This is a genomic window from Pseudomonas reactans (genome assembly GCF_013385825.1).
GTDB classification, from domain to species: Bacteria; Pseudomonadota; Gammaproteobacteria; order Pseudomonadales; family Pseudomonadaceae; genus Aquipseudomonas; species Aquipseudomonas reactans.
On sequence record NZ_JACAPG010000009.1, the window covers coordinates 12,887 to 27,652 of the forward strand.

The following is a 14,766-nucleotide window of genomic DNA, read 5'->3' on the forward strand; positions in this document are numbered from 1 at the left end:
GGGAACTTGTCATGATTTCAATCGTTGAATTCAACCGCATCATGGCCTCGGGCTTCCTGCCGCTGGCATGCGATTGCACCTTGAACAGCGACGGCTCGTTGCGTATCAATATCTTCGAGCCCGTGTCCGGCCGGGTCGACCTGCTGCTGACCGGGGTGTCCCCCGAAGGTTTGGACAGCATCCGTTCCATCTCAAACCTGATTGGCGAGTTGCGCACCGAAATCAAGGCCGGGCGCCGGGGTTTTGCGGCAGTCGGCTAGCCGTTGACGCTGTGGGTCGGCGTATCGAGCGCGCCGTAATAGCGCCAGCAGCAATGGCGGTGTTCCGGCACGATCACGCAGCCGCTGAGGCTGGCGATCAGCAGTGCGGCAACCAGCATATAAAGTCGGCGGGACATGGTGTTTCCTCTTGGGTTGATCAGCGTTAATCCTTCAACGTTGCCACCTGCGTAAATCCGTCGCGAAGCTTGCAAACCTTTCATCAAGTGCCTTCATCCCCTGGGCAATACTGCCTGCGACAATAATCTGCGCGTCCTGCGACGGATTTTTCGACACGCCCCGTTCAACCCATCAGCAACCGGCACTTTCGCCCGTTGCATGAAGGAGTTGCCATGAGACCCCTGGCCACATTGCGCTTTGCCTTGCTTGCTCCGCTGGCCCTTGCCGCGTTTGTCAGCACCCCGGTGTTTGCCCAGACCGAAATCATCATCCGCCAGGCGCCGCCACCGGAGCGTGTGGAAATGGTCCCCGTGGAGCGGCCAGGTTACGCCTGGGACCGTGGCCACTGGCGCTGGGAAGGGCGCGGCTATGGCTGGGTGCCAGGCCACTGGCAGCCGGTGATGCGCAATGCGCGGTGGGAGCCCGGCCATTGGGAAGCCCACGGTCCCAACTGGTATTGGCGCGAAGGGTATTGGAACCGCTGACCGAGAATTGCCCGATTGAAAGACTCTGATCCGGACGTTGAACTGCTCGCACGCATCGGCAACAACGAACCTGCGGCCGTCAACGAAATGGTGACGCGCAAACTGCCGCGTCTGCTGGCACTCGCCAGTCGGATCCTGGGGGATGCCGACGAAGCCAAGGACGTGGCCCAGGAAAGCTTCCTGCGCATCTGGCGCCAGGCGGCCCGTTGGCGCAGTGGCGAGGCGCGTTTCGACACCTGGCTGCATCGGGTGGTGCTCAACCTGTGCCATGACCGCTTGCGTCGGCGCAGGGAACGTCCTTTGAACGAGGAGGAGGCGCTGGAGCTGGCGGACAGCGCACCGCCTCTGGATGAACAATTGGAAAGCGCCGACCGCAACGCGCGCATGGCCGCCGCGTTGGCCGCTTTGCCCGCGCGTCAGCGCGAGGCGATTGTGTTGCAGTACTACCAGGAGCTGTCGAACATCGACGCCGCGGCCCTGATGAATATCAGCGTCGAGGCACTGGAGAGCCTGCTGTCGCGGGCCCGCCGCCAGTTGCGCAGCCAACTTGCCGATACACCCGGGCTTGCCCGCCCAGGAAGGGGAACATCATGACACTCGAACGATTTGCTTATCTGGCCGACGCCTATGGCGCCAACCTACAGCGTTGGCCCTTGGCTGAACGCGGGGCGGCTCAGGCGCTGCTCGACGGCGGTAATGTCAGTGCCCGTGAAGTGTTGGATCAGGCCAGTTGGCTCGACGCCCAGCTGGACAGCCATCAACTGGCATTCACCGACCCGGCGCTGGCCCGGCAGATCCGCCTGTCAGCGCCGCGCCGGATGTCGTTCTGGTCGCGCTATGCCGCTTGGCTGTCACCGGCGGGACTGGTGGGCGTGGGCATTGCGGGGGTTGTCACCGGCATGCTGGTGGCGTCCATGAGCGTGCCGCTGCCGATGGTGTCCGCCGAGGTATTGCCCAGTGTGTTTGACCAGGGCGATGCGCAAGTCATCTTTACCGTCAATGCCGAGGAATCCGAGCAATGAGTACCCAATCCCTTAAACCGTGGTTGCTGGTCTCGGTGTTGCTCAATGTGTTTTTGATGGGCGGGGTGGGCGGGGCGGTTTACCACTGGATGGCCAGTGCCAAGCCTGTTGAGGCGGTGGTCAACCAGCATGGGTTGCGGCAGGCGATGGTCAAGTTGCCGCCGGAGCGGCGACGGGAACTGCGCCAGTTGTTGCGTCATAACCGCGCCGATAGCCAGCCGTTGGTGATGGCCGGGCGGGAGGCGCGGTTGGGGGTGATCAAGCAGTTGGAGGCACCGACGCTGGACCGGGATGTGCTGGTCACCGAATTGGCCAAGGCTCGCGAGGCGGATATGGCGCTTCGTGCCTTGGTGGACACCACGTTGGCGCAGTTTGCCAGCACCTTGCCCCAGGTCGATCGGCAAAAACTGGTCGAGGCGTTGTACCTGCGCGGGCAGGGCAAACCTAAGGAAAAACTCAAGGCGCCGGTAGCGGACTCAAGATAGCGGGCAAAAAAAATCCCGCCGGGAAGGGCGGGATCGGGATTCAGGGTTGCCCGTGAATCAAGCCGGGAACAGCTCGCTCAGCTTCATCGCCAGCATCATGTCGCCTTCGGTGCGCAGTTTGCCGCCCATGAAGGCTTGCATGCCGTCGGTTTCGCCGCTGACGATGCCTTTCATGGTTTCAGCGTCCATCACCAGGGTGACCTGGGCGTCTGGGTTTTCGCCTTCCAGCAGTTCGCAGGTGTTGTTTTTCACCACCAGCGAGAAGTTCTGGGTGTCGTCGATACGGAAACCGAACACCAGGTCCAGGCCGTCGGCAGCGGCTGGGTTGAATTTGGCTTTCATTGCTTCTACAGCTTTGGCTACGTCAGTCATGGTTTCGATCCTTTAGGGTGGAGTCCAGTGACCTTGGGGTCACGGTTGGCCGCAGTTCATCGGAACGTGATGAGCTGCGGCGCCTTCAACAGTTGCAAGTGGGTATGACTGTTGAAGGAAGCCAGTGCCACCTCGCGACCGCGGAATTTCAGCTGGTTGAGCGAGGTGTTAACAATTTGCCAGTTCAGTTCGAAGGCCTGGGCTGCGGGCATCCGGGTAATCAGGTGGAGCAGGGCGGTGATGGTGCCGCCCGAGGTGAACACCGCAATTTTCTGCGTGTTGTCCGCCGCTTCAAGAATGCGTTGCAAGCCGCCCTGGACACGCTCCACAAAGCCCAGCCAGCTCTCCAGCCCCGGTGGATCATAGGTGCCGGCCAGCCAGCGCTCGATGATCAGGGCGAAGATGCGCTGGAATTCGCTGCGGTTCTGCGCGGCATTGCGCAGGATCTCCAGGGCTTCGGGTTCGGTGGTGAGCAGATCGGGGAGCAGGGCGCGAATGATCGCGTCGGCATCGAATTCGTTGAAGGCGCTGTCGATTTCCAGCGCCGGCACCGGCAGGCCCAGGGCATTGTACTGATCGAACGCGGCGGTGGCGGTGTGCTGCTGGCGGCGCAGGTCGCCGGCCACACAGCGGTCGAACACCAGGCCCATGTCGGCCAAGTGGCGGCCGAGCACCTGTGCCTGTTCCACGCCGACGGGCGACAGGACGTCATAGTCGTCTGCACCGAAGGAGGCCTGGCCATGTCGAATCAGATAGATGCTGCCCACGTCCGTTTTCCCGGTACGTTGAAAGTCTGGCGAGGTTATGAGGATGCCTGCGAGCTGTCAATGAAAAAACATACGCTTGTTTTAAAAGCGCGTTGGAGGGCGCCTGGTGGCGGTTTGAGCACTGGCTCCCGGCAAGCCCCGTCGGTATGCTTGGGCAATCCGCGCCTGGCGCACTGCATTTGTAAGGAGAACCATGGATTTTTTGGCCGAATACGCGAGCTTTCTGGCGAAGACCGTCACTCTGGTGGTCGCTATTCTGGTGGTACTGGTCAGTTTCGCGTCGCTGCGCAGCAAGGGGCGTCGTAAATCCGCCGGTCAATTGCAGGTCAGCAAACTCAATGACTTCTACAAGGGTTTGCGTGAACGCCTGGAGTCGACGCTGCTCGACAAGGACCAGCTCAAGGCCCTGCGCAAGTCCGAAGGCAAGGCCGAAAAGAAGAAGGGCAAGCAGAAAGCCGAGGCCAAGCCACGGGTGTTTGTGCTGGACTTTGATGGCGATATCAAGGCGTCGGCCACCGAGAGCCTGCGCCATGAAATCACCGCGTTGTTGAGCCTGGCCACGCCGAAGGATGAAGTGGTACTGCGCCTGGAAAGCGGCGGCGGCATGGTGCACAGCTACGGCTTGGCTTCGTCGCAACTGGCGCGTATCCGCCAGGCCGGCGTGCCGTTGACCGTGTGCATCGACAAGGTGGCGGCCAGCGGCGGCTACATGATGGCGTGCATCGGCGAGAAGATCATCAGCGCACCGTTTGCCATCCTCGGCTCCATTGGCGTGGTAGCGCAGTTGCCAAACGTCAACCGTCTGCTGAAAAAGCACGACATCGACTTTGAAGTGCTGACTGCCGGTGAGTACAAACGCACCCTCACGGTGTTTGGCGAAAACACCGAGAAGGGCCGCGAGAAGTTCCAGGAAGACCTGGACATCACCCATCAACTGTTCAAGAACTTCGTCTCGCGTTACCGCCCGCAGTTGGCGATTGATGACGTCGCGACCGGAGAAGTGTGGCTGGGTGTTGCAGCCCTCGACAAGCAACTGGTCGATGAGCTGCAGACCAGCGATGAATACCTGGCCACCAAGGCCAAGACCGCCGAGGTGTTCCACCTGCACTATGCCGAGCGCAAGAGCTTGCAGGAGCGCGTAGGCCTGGCGGCCAGTGGTTCGGTGGACCGCGTGCTACTGACCTGGTGGAGCCGGTTGACCCAGCAGCGATTCTGGTAAAAATGCTCAGCGGTGCGCAGGTTTCATTGAGGCCTGTTGCACTGCTGGTAGGGGGTTTCTCATTAATATCCCCACCACCAGCGCCCCCAGCAATCCCAATAACCCCGCCACCCACAGCACGCCACTGAACCCGCCCACAAACGCCTGCCGTGCCATTGGCTGCACCAACAGCCGTGCCGACTCCGGCAACAACCCCATCGCCGCCGGCATGTCACCCGCGACGACGCGTGAAGCAATACCGTTAACCTGAGCCTGCCATTGTGTGTCGATGCTTGCGCTCAACAACTGTTCGCTATGACTGCTCAATAGCGCCCCATACACACCGATCGCCAACATGATCGCGCTGAAGCGCATGGTGGTGCTCATACCGGACGCCATCCCGGCACGGTCTCGCGGCACGCAGGCCATAATGTTTTTCTGCGTATCGCCATTGAGCAGGCCTGCCCCGGCACCTGTCACCGCAATCGCCAAGGCAAAGGGCAGGTAACCCCCCACGTTTACCGCCCAGGCGCTCAAGAGGTTGCCGCAGCCCACCAGGGTCAAGCCGGCCGCCATCATCGTTGCTGGCGCGAAACGCCCTGCCAGGCGGGCGCCAATGCGTGGGCAGATCAGCATGGTCAGCGCAAACGGCAGCATGCCCAGGCCCGAGGCGATCGCGGAGAATCCCAGGCCGTTCTGCAGGTAGAACGGCAACAAGGTCATCATCACCTGGGCACAACCGGCGTAGGCAAACATCCCCAGCAAGGCGCCGATAAAGCGCGGGTGACGGAACAGTTGCAGGTCGACCATGGGTCGCTGTTGTACACGTTCGACGACGACAAATACGCCCAGCAAGGCCGCGCCGCCTATGAGCCGGGCGTAGGTCAATGGGTTGTCCCAGCCGATGCGATTGGCTTCGATCAAACCCCAGATCAGACACAGCAGGGCGGCGCTGAAGGCCAGGCTGCCCCAAGGGTCGAGTCGCGCCGACTGGGTATCGCGGGATTCCTCAATGGCGCGCAGCACCATCGCCATCAGCCCCAGGCCCACCGGTAGGTTGAGATAGAAAATCCAGCGCCAGCCCAGGTACTCGGTGATCAAGCCACCCAGGGTCGGTGCGGCGGTCATGGCCACGCCCATGCAGGCGCCCCAGAAGGCCCAGGCTTTTGCCCGCTCCACGTCGTCATGGAAGGTGTGGCCGATGGAGGCGAGCGCCGAGGTCAATAGCAGGGCGGCGCCGACGCCTTTGATCGCGCGTGCGATGTCCAGGAACACAGCGTTGGGCGCCGCGCCGCAGCCCAGGGAGGCCAGGATAAAAATGCTCAGCCCCCAGATCAGGGTCTTCTTGCGGCCAAAGCGATCGGCGATGCTGCCGGCGGGCAATAACAGTGCGGCAAACGCGAGCATATAGGCACTGACGACCCATTCGATGTCGGCAAAGTTCGCGCCCAGGTCGCGGGCGATGCTGGGCAGCGTCACGGCGACGATGTTGGTGTCGAGCACGATCAGCGAGCAAACGCCGGATGCGGTCAGCAGTGTGAGGCGTGGACTGACCCGGTTCATGGTTGAATTACCTTGCAGGCAATGCTGATAAGGCGGTTGACGGACATCGCAAGGGCTCTCTAGTGTTCAGGTTTTGTGAGCTTATGCCAGGCCGGCATTGCTTTTGTTAGCCGCCATGAAGTACTTCATTACCTTTGAGCTAATGCTGTTATGGATATTCGTCATTTTCGCTACTTCCTGGCCGTTGCCCGCCAGCGCAACTTCACGCGGGCCGCGGAGCAATTGGGCATTGCGCCCCCGACGCTAAGCCGTCAGATCCAGGACATGGAAGCGGCGCTGGGGACGCGTCTGTTTGTCCGCCAGCAACGCGAAGTCAGCCTGACCGAAGCCGGTGCTGCCTTATTGATCGAAGCTGAGGCTACCGTGCGCCAGTTTGAGTTCGCCCAGCGCAATGCCCAGCGCGCCGGGCGTGGCGAGATCGGCCATATTGAATTGGGCTACGTGGCGTCGGCGGTGTATTCGGGCCTGTTGCAGCGGCAAATGCAGGCGTTCGGCCAGGCGTTTCCAGATGTGAGCGTGAATGTGCGCGAATGTGCGATGGCGACGTTGCCTGTCGCGGTAGCGGACGGGCGTGTCGATATTGGTTACATCCGCTCGCCCATGACGCTGCCGGAAGGGGTCGAGGCGGTGCGCCTGGACAGCGAAGGGTTTGTCTTGGCGCTGTCCCAGGACTCCTGGCTGCTGGGGCTCAAGGCCATCGGTTGCACGCATTTGGAGAACGAGACATTCATCTTGCCGGAGCAAATCAGCGGCACCTTGCAGGTGGCCGCGCAAGGTGGCTACGCACCGCGCCTGGGGCCGCAACCCGGTGGGTTGGTGGCGGTGGTGGCGTTGGTGTCGCTCGGGCAGGGCGTGGCGGTGGTGCCGGCGTCCATGGTCGGGCATGTGAGTCTGCCAGGCGTGGTGTACCGCAGCATTCAGGGCGCTGACGCGTCGTCGTGGCTGTCGTTGATTCACCGGCGCTTCGAAAAAGCGCCGGCGGTCGTGCGATATATCCAGCAGGTCAAGCAGACAGTCGCGTCTGCACCGAATCGGCCAGACGCGTGAGGATCAGGCAGCACGACACGGCGCCGGCATCCAGCACGCCGAGGGAACGTTCGCCCAGGCGACTGGCGCGGCCGATTTTGGCCACCAGGTCCTTGGTCGAGTCGCGGCCCTGTGACGCGGCGGCTTTCATCGCATTCAAAGCGTCGCTGAAGGAAGCCCCTGAGGCGTGCGCCCGCTCAAAAGCCTCAACCGCCGGGATCAGGGTGTCCATCAGGCATTTATCGCCCACACCCGCGTCCGTAATGTCCTGCAACGAGGTCAAGCCGCCCCGCAGCAAATGAGCAAAGGTCGCGGCGTCGATGTCGTCACTGCTGCGCACTTCATCGGCCATGCCGATAAACAGGCTGCCATACAAAGGCCCCATGGAGCCGCCGATGCCTTCCATCAAGCTGAGCGTCAACTCATCCAGCGCCTCGGCCAGGGTCAGTTGGCGTCCTTCAATGGTGCGCCCGCAATGGGCAAAACCCTTGGCCATGTTGATGCCGTGGTCGCCATCGCCGATGGCGCCGTCGATTTCACTGAGGTATTCGCGGTTGGCGACGATCACGCTGACCAGGTCGCTGACGATGGCGCCGCCGTCTCGGGTGGAAAAATGCTGGCTCATGGTTCACTCCGCCTGGGTCATGCCGATGGAGCGGCAGGGTTGATCGATCAGGGTGGCAAGCTCTGCGTCGAGGCCGAGCAGGGTCAGGGTCACGCCCATCATTTCCAGGGAGGTGAAGTAGTTGCCGACGTAGCAACGGTGAATCTTCAAACCTTTGGCCGTGAGCTGTTTTTCGACCTCGGCATAGAAAACATACAACTCCATGACCGGCGTGGCGCCCAGGCCCGAGACCAGCACTACCACGCTGTCGTCCTGGCTGAAGTCGCGGTCGGCGAGGATCGGCGCGAGCATGCGTTCGGCCATGGCGGCAGCCGGTTCGATGGGGATTACCTCGATGCCCGGTTCGCCATGATGGCCGATGCCCAGTTCCATCTGGCCGTCAGGGATCTGGAAGTTCGGCTTGCCCACCGCCGCAATGGTGCACGGCGTGAGGCCGATACCAATCGAGCGGCAGTGGTCGACGGTTTTCTGTGCGACCCGGATCACGCCGTCCAGGTCGTAATGCTGAGCGGCAGCAGCGCCACCGATCTTCCACATGAAAATCTCCCCGGCCACGCCCCGGCGCTTGGCAATCTCGGCTTTGGGGGCGGACGCTACGTCGTCGTTGGCGACCACCGTACGGATGCGCATGTCTTTGCTGGCGGCCATTTTCATCGCCAGCTTCACGTTCATGTTGTCGCCAGCGTAGTTACCATAAAGGCAGGCCACGCCTGCGCCATGGTCGGCGGCGCGGAAGGCGTCGAAAAAACTCTTGGCGGTGGGTGAGGAAAAAATCTCGCCCACCGCCACGGCATCCACCAGGCCTGGGCCGACGTAGCCAAGGAAGGCCGGCTCGTGGCCCGATCCGCCGCCGGTGACAATGCCGACGCGGCCAGGCGCAGAAGGCTTGGCCTTGACGATGACGCGTGGGTTGGTCTCGAACTGGCGCAGCTCGGGGTGCGCGACCAGAATGCCGCGCAGCATGTCCTCGACCACCTGGTCCGGATCGTTGATGACTCGATTCATAACGCGGGTTCCTGTTCTTGTTGTTAATTGTAGGAGCGAGCTTGCTCGCGAAGATCGCCAACGATAACGCAGGGCCATCAGATGGGCCGCGGCGCCTGTGGGTTTTTCGCGAGCAAGCTCGCTCCTGCAGTAAGGGCGGAAGCGGTTGAGGTTTGGTCAGGGCTCCAGGACTACCTTCAGCGATTTATCGCCGCGCTCCATCACCGCGAACGCTTCCTTGAAGTCCGCCAGCGCAAACTTGTGGGTCACCACGTCGCGCATGTCGATCTTGCGGTTGCCGATAAAGTCGATGGCGCGTGGGTACATATACGGCCCCAGGTGTGAGCCGAGAATGTCGAGTTCCTTGCGGTCACCAATGATCGACCAATCTACGGTGGCCTCGTCGTTGAACACACTGAATTCGACGAAACGCCCCAGTTTTCGCAGCATCGCCAGGCCCTGGTTCACCGCCTTGTGGTGCCCGGTGGCTTCGATATAGATGTCGCAGCCATAGCCATCGGTGATCTCGCGGATTTTCGCCAGTACGTCCACCTCGGCCGGGTTCCAGACTTCGTCGGCGCCCATGCGCAGGGCGAGGGCGGCGCGTTCGGGTTTCATGTCCAGCACGATGAGCTTTTTCGGATTGCGCAGGCGCACGGCACCGATGATGCCCAAGCCCAGGGTGCCGGCGCCGGCGACCACCACGATGTCGTCGTGGTCGACATTGGCGCGTTCCGCCGCGTGCAGCGAGCAGGCCAGTGGCTCGATCAAAATCGCTTCGTCGGGGGCAATGGATTCCGGCACTTTATGGATGATGCCTTCCTTGGTGAAGATCATGTACTGGGCCATGGCGCCCTGCACATTGTTCTGGAAACCATACAGGTCGTGCTTCTGGCACATCCAGTATTGGCCGTGGTTGCAGAAGCGGCAGCCCCAGCACGGCACGATCTGTTCGGAAATCACCCGGTCACCGACCTTCACCCCGCGTTTCTCTGCACCTGGGCCCAGGGCAACCACGCGGCAGACGAATTCATGGCCGGGGATCATCGGTGGCTTCACGTAGCGGGGTTGTTCGGCGTCACCCCAGAACGAGGGGGCGCCGCGATAGGTCTTGATGTCGCCCATGCAGATGCCGCACAACTCGACTTTGGTGAGGATTTCATCGGGGCCGGGCGTGGGCACGTCGACGGTTTCCAGGCGGTAATCTTCCGGGCCATGGCACACCACGGCCTGCATGGTTTTCGGGATGACTGGGGACAGTTGTTCGGGTGTGCGTTCGGTGACGGTAGACATGACAAAACCTCACGACAAGAAGATGAATTACTGAATGCTGTAGCCGCCGTCGATCACCATGTTGGCGCCGGTGATCATCTGCGCCGCATCACTGAGCAGGTACAACGCCAGCCCGGCGATTTCTTCCGGCTGGGCAAAGCGGCCCGCCGGAATTTGCAATTTGGCCTTTTCACCCACGTCGCCCGCCCAGGCTTTCTTGCCCAGGGCCGTCTCGACAATGGTCGGAGAGATGGCGTTGACGTTGATGTGGGGTGCCCATTCCATGGCCAGTACTTTGGTCATGCCGACAATGGCGGCCTTGCTCGCGCAATAAGCGACGTGCCGGTCCAGGCCGATCACGGCCGCCTGGGACGCGAGGTTGACGATGCGTCCGCTGCCTTGGGCGAGCATGTGCCGGGCGCAGGCCTGGGCCACGAAGAAGCTGGCCTTGAGGTTGATGTCAAGGGTGGTGTCCCAGGCGCTTTCGCTCACGTCGATGGCCTTGTCCAGCAGTACCACGCCGGCGCTGTTGATCAGGTAATCCAGGCGTTGGAAGTGTTCGAAAACCGTGTCGATGGTGGGTTGTATCTGGCCTGCCTGGCCGAGGTCGACGGCGATGCCCAGATGCCCGGCGCCCAGGCTGGCGGCTACCTCGACCACTGCCGGGTCACGGTCCAGCAGCGCCACGCGGGCACCGCGTTCTACCAGCAGGCTGGCGCAGGCCAGGCCGATCCCGGCGGCGCCACCGGTAATCACCGCGCAACGGCCGGTGAGGTCGAAGGCTTGGTTCCAGAATCCAGACATGAATGACTCCTTAAAGGGCAACGCTCCCCCTTTGTAGGAGCCCGGCTTGCCGGCGATGGCGAGTTCAAGATCGCCATCGCCGGCAAGCCGGGCTCCTACAAGGGAGTTGTGGTTATTTACCGCCGCTGACTTGTTTGTACAGCGCATCGGCGTTGGCATTGGTGACCGGCACCCACGGCAGGATGTAGTTCTTCGCCGTGCCATCCCCCCATTTCACATCCTTGGCATAGCGCTCCCAGATCACCGACTGCGGCTTGTAGTCCTTGCCGGCCAGTGCGCGCAGCGCCACGTCCAGCGCGCCCTGGGATTGGGCCTGGGCGTCTTGCAGGAAGGTGGTGACTTCGTCCTTTTTTGCCGCCTGGATTGCGTCCGGCATACCATCGATCGAGGTGACCGGTACGTCCTTGGAGGTCAGCCCGTGGGACTTCAGGGCCTGCACGGCGCCGAGGGCCATGTCGTCGTTCTGCGCGATCACGCCGTTGATGCCTTTGGGGTGGGCGTTCAGCCAGTCTTCGGTGAGCGCCAGGGCCTGGGCGCGGTCCCAGTTGGCGGTTTTTTTCTCGATGATCTTGATGTCCGGGTGTTTGCCCAGCACTTCCAGCTCGCCTTTCTCACGGTCGATCTGTGCCGACTGGCCGATCGGTCCCTGGATGATCACCACGTTGCCTTTGCCATTGAGCTTGTCGACCATGGCCTGGGCCTGCAGGCGGCCGCCTTCGACATCATCGTTGCCTACATACGGTACAGAGGCATCGGCTACTTTCGTATTGGAGGCGATGACCACCACGTCGTTGCTCATGGCCGCCTTGACGGTGCCGACGCCGGCCTTGGTGTCGATCGGTACGAACAGGATGGCGTCGTAGCGTTGGGTCACCATGTTTTCGATCTGGTTGTTCTGGGTGAGGGCGTCGTAGTTGCCGTCGAACACGGTCAACTGCACGGTGCCGTCCTTGACCGCCGGGTGTTCCTTGAGCTCGCGGACCCAGTTCTGCATGAACTGGCCCTTGAGGCCGTAGACGGCTGCGCCGACCTTGTAGGTCTTGCCATCGGCGGCCATGGCGATACTGCAGGCGAGCAGAGAGAGGGCCGCTGTGGCGGCCAAGGTGGTACCAAGTTTCATGAGTAGAACTCCGGTTATTGTTGTGGGTCGTTCTCTAGCGTTTTTTCTTGCGCCACACGTCGATCAGTACTGCGAACACAATGATCAGGCCCTTGGCGACCTGCTGGTAATAAGAGGACACGCCGAGCAGGTTCAGCCCGTTGTTGATCACCCCGATCAACAGCGCGCCGAACAGCGTGCCGACAATGCTGCCGGTGCCGCCCGACAAGCTGGTGCCGCCGATCACCACGGCGGCAATCGCGTCCAGTTCATAGGACACCCCAGCCTGGGGCAGGGCAGAGGTGGTGCGGGCTGAGAGCACCACGCCGGCCAGTCCGGCGAGCAGGCCCGAGACCACGTACACCGAAAACATCACTTTGCGCACGCCGATGCCTGAGGTGCGTGCGCTCTTTTCATTGCCGCCCACTGCGTACACGTAGCGGCCATAGGTCGTGTAGCGCAGCACCATCCAGAAGATCAGTGCAACCACGGCGAAGATGACGATTGGCACGCCGATCGGGCCGATCTTGCCGATGCCCAGTGCCAGGTAGGCGTCGGGCAGGTCGGTGATCGGGCTGCCATCGTTGAGGATAAAGGTCATGCCGCGCGCGATGCTGAGCATGCCCAGGGTGGCCACGAATGGCGGGATCGAAAGGTTCGCAACCATGAAGCCGTTCACCACCCCGAGCATCGCGCCGGCAAACATCCCGGCACTGACCGCCGCCAGCAAGCCGTACCCCTGGGTCGCGACCATGGCACTGCACAACCCGGCAAAGGCCAGGATCGAGCCCACGGACAAGTCGATGCCTTTGGTCAGGATCACATAGGTCATGCCCACCGCAAGGATGCCGTTGATCGAGGTCTGGCGCAGGATGTCCATCCAGTTGCGCCAGGTCATGAAGTATTCACTGGAGAACGCCATCACCACGCATAGCAGGATAAACACCAGCGGCAGGCCGAAACGGTCGAGGGACAGACGCAGGCGATTGCGCGGCGCGGCAGTGACAGGTGCTGCGAGGGTTTTGGCATTCATGAGGCAAGACTCAACAAGGCTTCCTGGGAAAGGGCGGTGTCGGTGCTGATGGTCACCAGCCGGCCGCCCTTGAATACGGCGATGCGATCGCTCAGGTGCAGCAGTTCCGGGGCTTCCGACGACACCACGATGGCAGCGCCACCGCCGCGTACGAATTGGTCGAGCAGGTGGTAGATCTCCTGCTTGGCACCTTCATCGATGCCACGGGTCGGTTCGTCACACAGTAGGCAGACCGGCTCGGTGGACAGGCATTTGGCGAGCACCACTTTCTGCTGGTTGCCGCCGCTCATGGACGCCACCGGCAATTCCAGGGATGTGGTCTTGATCTGCAGGCGCTTGACCATGTCCTGGGCCAATTGGGTTTCCTTGCGCGCATTGATCAACGACCAACTCGAAAGGCGCTTGTAGGCCGACAGGGCGATGTTGGAAAGAATGCTGCCGGTGAGCACCAGGCCACTGTCCTTGCGGTCTTCGGTGACCAGCGACATGCCGGCATTGATGGTCGCCTTGGGCAGCCCGATCGGCATGGGTTTGCCTTGCAGGGTGACACTGCCGGAGTCCGCGACCGTCAGGCCATAGATGCAGTTGAGGAACTCGCTGCGCCCCGAGCCCATCAAGCCATAAATGCCGAGGATTTCGCCTTGGCGCAGTTGCAGGCTGATGTCGTGGAACTCTCCGGTGCGGCTCAGGTTGTCGACTTGCAGGCACGTGTTGGCCGCGCATTCGCGACCGACCTTGTGGTCGATGCGAGTCAATTCCTGGCCGACGATGCCGCGTACCAGATGGTCGCGATCAATGTCTGCCATGCGTCCGCTTTCGACGAAGGCGCCGTCGCGGAAGATGCTGTAGTCGTCGGCGATCTGCGCCAGTTCGCTGAGGCGGTGCGACACATACACAATGCCGGCGCCCCGGGCCGTCAGGCGGCGGATGGCCTTGAACAGGGTTTGCGCCTCGTGTTCGCCAATGGCCGAGGTGGGTTCGTCCATGATCATCACCTGGCAGTCATGGCTGAAGGCCTTGGCGATTTCCACCAGTTGGATCTGCGCGACGCTCAAGCGGTGCATGGGGCTGGTGGCATCGACGTCGAACTCCAGGCTTTCCAGCAATTCGCGGGTGCGCCGGTTCAGAGCCTTGTTGTCGACGATGCAACCTGCGCGGCGTGGTTCTCGCCCTAGCCAGATGTTCTCGGCGACGGTCATGTAGGGGATAGGTTCAAGCTCCTGGGTGATCATCGCGATCCCCGCGGCCAGCGCTTCACTCGGGCGGTTGAACTGCACCGGTGCGCCGTTGAGCAGAATGCTGCCGGCGTCACGCTGGGTGATGCCCATCAGGATGCTCAGAAATGTCGATTTGCCTGCGCCATTGCCGCCGCACAGGGCGTGGACGCTGCCGGCCCGCAGAGAGAGGCGCCCGTCACGCAGGGCTGGGACCCCGGCGTAAGCCTTGGCGACGTGTTCAGCCTGGAGCAGTAATGGCGTGGCCATCGGCGTGTCCTCGTGCTGTGAATTCTTATTAGGTCGCACAGTCATGTTTCGCTGTGATCATATGTGTATCAAATGAAATTCTGATCAGTCAATCTCTTTCATGTAAAAGC

The 14,766-nt window shown here is 61.8% G+C and carries 18 protein-coding genes; 7 read left to right on the top strand and 11 right to left on the bottom strand.

The genetic code is table 11. The annotated features are described in order from the left end of the window. Window positions 1–11: 11 nt before the first annotated feature. Complete coding sequence (locus HX868_RS10295; RefSeq protein WP_033902309.1) at window positions 12–260, top strand: DUF1652 domain-containing protein; 249 nt, start codon at window positions 12–14, stop codon at window positions 258–260. Here the strand turns inward: HX868_RS10295 and HX868_RS10300 are convergent. After that, the gene (locus HX868_RS10300; RefSeq protein WP_162834922.1) at window positions 257–397 is read right to left on the bottom strand and encodes a hypothetical protein; all 141 of its coding nucleotides are present in this window, start codon (window positions 395–397) and stop codon (window positions 257–259) included. The genes HX868_RS10295 and HX868_RS10300 overlap by 4 nt on opposite strands. 213 nt (window positions 398–610) lie before the next feature. On the opposite strand from HX868_RS10300, the gene HX868_RS10305 reads away from it, so the two are divergent. Genes HX868_RS10305 through HX868_RS10320 form a run of 4 tightly spaced genes read left to right on the top strand, consistent with a single transcriptional unit; the run spans window position 611 to window position 2,429 of the window. Continuing rightward, entirely contained in the window at window positions 611–922 is a 312-nt protein-coding gene (locus tag HX868_RS10305; RefSeq protein ID WP_177002777.1) for a YXWGXW repeat-containing protein, read from the top strand. Between the two features lie 15 nt (window positions 923–937). Next, window positions 938–1,516 carry an RNA polymerase sigma factor gene (locus HX868_RS10310; RefSeq protein ID WP_177002778.1) on the top strand — a complete coding sequence of 193 codons (579 nt, stop codon included), beginning with the start codon at window positions 938–940 and terminating at the stop codon, window positions 1,514–1,516. Beyond that, on the top strand, window positions 1,513–1,944 hold the full coding sequence (locus HX868_RS10315) for a hypothetical protein (protein WP_177002779.1): 432 nt from the start codon (window positions 1,513–1,515) through the stop codon (window positions 1,942–1,944). The genes HX868_RS10310 and HX868_RS10315 overlap by 4 nt, the downstream gene beginning before the upstream one ends. Continuing rightward, window positions 1,941–2,429 carry a periplasmic heavy metal sensor gene (locus tag HX868_RS10320; protein ID WP_177002780.1) on the top strand — a complete coding sequence of 163 codons (489 nt, stop codon included), beginning with the start codon at window positions 1,941–1,943 and terminating at the stop codon, window positions 2,427–2,429. Before HX868_RS10315 ends, HX868_RS10320 begins: the two co-directional genes overlap by 4 nt. Before the next feature lie 57 nt (window positions 2,430–2,486). Here the strand turns inward: HX868_RS10320 and HX868_RS10325 are convergent, their stop codons facing one another. Together HX868_RS10325 and HX868_RS10330 are read right to left on the bottom strand one after the other, a co-directional pair. Continuing rightward, on the bottom strand, window positions 2,487–2,801 hold the full coding sequence (locus HX868_RS10325; RefSeq protein WP_010210990.1) for an SCP2 sterol-binding domain-containing protein: 315 nt from the start codon (window positions 2,799–2,801) through the stop codon (window positions 2,487–2,489). A gap of 56 nt (window positions 2,802–2,857) precedes the next feature. Continuing rightward, window positions 2,858–3,568, bottom strand: a complete 711-nt coding sequence (locus tag HX868_RS10330; protein ID WP_177002781.1) for a histidine phosphatase family protein — start codon at window positions 3,566–3,568, stop codon at window positions 2,858–2,860. A gap of 193 nt (window positions 3,569–3,761) precedes the next feature. Between HX868_RS10330 and sohB the strand changes: the two genes are divergently transcribed. Then, window positions 3,762–4,787, top strand: coding sequence for a protease SohB (gene sohB, locus HX868_RS10335; RefSeq protein ID WP_016977113.1), 1,026 nt, complete (start codon window positions 3,762–3,764; stop codon window positions 4,785–4,787). A 6-nt stretch (window positions 4,788–4,793) separates the two neighbouring features. Here sohB and HX868_RS10340 read toward each other — a convergent pair whose 3' ends face one another. Next, entirely contained in the window at window positions 4,794–6,329 is a 1,536-nt protein-coding gene (locus HX868_RS10340; protein WP_177002782.1) for an MFS transporter, read from the bottom strand. 150 nt (window positions 6,330–6,479) lie between these two features. Between HX868_RS10340 and HX868_RS10345 the strand changes: the two genes are divergently transcribed. Then, window positions 6,480–7,376: a LysR family transcriptional regulator gene (locus HX868_RS10345; RefSeq protein WP_177002783.1), complete on the top strand. Its 897-nt coding sequence runs from the start codon at window positions 6,480–6,482 to the stop codon at window positions 7,374–7,376. Here the strand turns inward: HX868_RS10345 and dhaL are convergent. The 7 genes from dhaL to HX868_RS10380 form a co-directional block, all read right to left on the bottom strand. Continuing rightward, on the bottom strand, window positions 7,333–7,980 hold the full coding sequence (gene dhaL, locus HX868_RS10350) for a dihydroxyacetone kinase subunit DhaL (RefSeq protein ID WP_177002784.1): 648 nt from the start codon (window positions 7,978–7,980) through the stop codon (window positions 7,333–7,335). The two genes, HX868_RS10345 and dhaL, sit on opposite strands and share 44 nt — an antisense overlap. Before the next feature lie 3 nt (window positions 7,981–7,983). Beyond that, window positions 7,984–8,985, bottom strand: a complete 1,002-nt coding sequence (locus tag HX868_RS10355; RefSeq protein ID WP_095016615.1) for a dihydroxyacetone kinase subunit DhaK — start codon at window positions 8,983–8,985, stop codon at window positions 7,984–7,986. Between the two features lie 156 nt (window positions 8,986–9,141). Further along, a complete protein-coding gene (locus tag HX868_RS10360; RefSeq protein ID WP_095016614.1) occupies window positions 9,142–10,257 on the bottom strand; it encodes an MDR/zinc-dependent alcohol dehydrogenase-like family protein in 1,116 nt (371 codons plus the stop codon). 27 nt (window positions 10,258–10,284) lie between these two features. Then, a complete protein-coding gene (locus HX868_RS10365) occupies window positions 10,285–11,040 on the bottom strand; it encodes an SDR family oxidoreductase (RefSeq protein ID WP_177002785.1) in 756 nt (251 codons plus the stop codon). A gap of 112 nt (window positions 11,041–11,152) precedes the next feature. Then, on the bottom strand, window positions 11,153–12,160 hold the full coding sequence (locus HX868_RS10370) for a substrate-binding domain-containing protein (protein ID WP_177002786.1): 1,008 nt from the start codon (window positions 12,158–12,160) through the stop codon (window positions 11,153–11,155). Between the two features lie 34 nt (window positions 12,161–12,194). Next, entirely contained in the window at window positions 12,195–13,172 is a 978-nt protein-coding gene (locus HX868_RS10375) for an ABC transporter permease (RefSeq protein WP_016977121.1), read from the bottom strand. Continuing rightward, window positions 13,169–14,656 carry a sugar ABC transporter ATP-binding protein gene (locus tag HX868_RS10380; protein WP_123476781.1) on the bottom strand — a complete coding sequence of 496 codons (1,488 nt, stop codon included), beginning with the start codon at window positions 14,654–14,656 and terminating at the stop codon, window positions 13,169–13,171. Before HX868_RS10380 ends, HX868_RS10375 begins: the two co-directional genes overlap by 4 nt. Window positions 14,657–14,766: the final 110 nt, after the last annotated feature.

Excerpts from the sequence above, each read along its gene's own strand:
- HX868_RS10380 (WP_123476781.1), bottom strand. The coding sequence starts at position 14,656 with ATGGCCACGCCATTACTGCTCCAGGCTGAACACGTCGCCAAGGCTTAC.
- HX868_RS10315 (WP_177002779.1), top strand. The coding sequence starts at position 1,513 with ATGACACTCGAACGATTTGCTTATCTGGCCGACGCCTATGGCGCCAAC.
- HX868_RS10325 (WP_010210990.1), bottom strand. The coding sequence starts at position 2,801 with ATGACTGACGTAGCCAAAGCTGTAGAAGCAATGAAAGCCAAATTCAAC.
- HX868_RS10300 (WP_162834922.1), bottom strand. The coding sequence starts at position 397 with ATGTCCCGCCGACTTTATATGCTGGTTGCCGCACTGCTGATCGCCAGC.
- HX868_RS10345 (WP_177002783.1), top strand. The coding sequence starts at position 6,480 with ATGGATATTCGTCATTTTCGCTACTTCCTGGCCGTTGCCCGCCAGCGC.
- HX868_RS10320 (WP_177002780.1), top strand. The coding sequence starts at position 1,941 with ATGAGTACCCAATCCCTTAAACCGTGGTTGCTGGTCTCGGTGTTGCTC.
- HX868_RS10355 (WP_095016615.1), bottom strand. The coding sequence starts at position 8,985 with ATGAATCGAGTCATCAACGATCCGGACCAGGTGGTCGAGGACATGCTG.
- HX868_RS10370 (WP_177002786.1), bottom strand. The coding sequence starts at position 12,160 with ATGAAACTTGGTACCACCTTGGCCGCCACAGCGGCCCTCTCTCTGCTC.
- HX868_RS10375 (WP_016977121.1), bottom strand. The coding sequence starts at position 13,172 with ATGAATGCCAAAACCCTCGCAGCACCTGTCACTGCCGCGCCGCGCAAT.
- HX868_RS10340 (WP_177002782.1), bottom strand. The coding sequence starts at position 6,329 with ATGAACCGGGTCAGTCCACGCCTCACACTGCTGACCGCATCCGGCGTT.
- dhaL (WP_177002784.1), bottom strand. The coding sequence starts at position 7,980 with ATGAGCCAGCATTTTTCCACCCGAGACGGCGGCGCCATCGTCAGCGAC.
- HX868_RS10365 (WP_177002785.1), bottom strand. The coding sequence starts at position 11,040 with ATGTCTGGATTCTGGAACCAAGCCTTCGACCTCACCGGCCGTTGCGCG.
- sohB (WP_016977113.1), top strand. The coding sequence starts at position 3,762 with ATGGATTTTTTGGCCGAATACGCGAGCTTTCTGGCGAAGACCGTCACT.
- HX868_RS10305 (WP_177002777.1), top strand. The coding sequence starts at position 611 with ATGAGACCCCTGGCCACATTGCGCTTTGCCTTGCTTGCTCCGCTGGCC.
- HX868_RS10295 (WP_033902309.1), top strand. The coding sequence starts at position 12 with ATGATTTCAATCGTTGAATTCAACCGCATCATGGCCTCGGGCTTCCTG.
- HX868_RS10360 (WP_095016614.1), bottom strand. The coding sequence starts at position 10,257 with ATGTCTACCGTCACCGAACGCACACCCGAACAACTGTCCCCAGTCATC.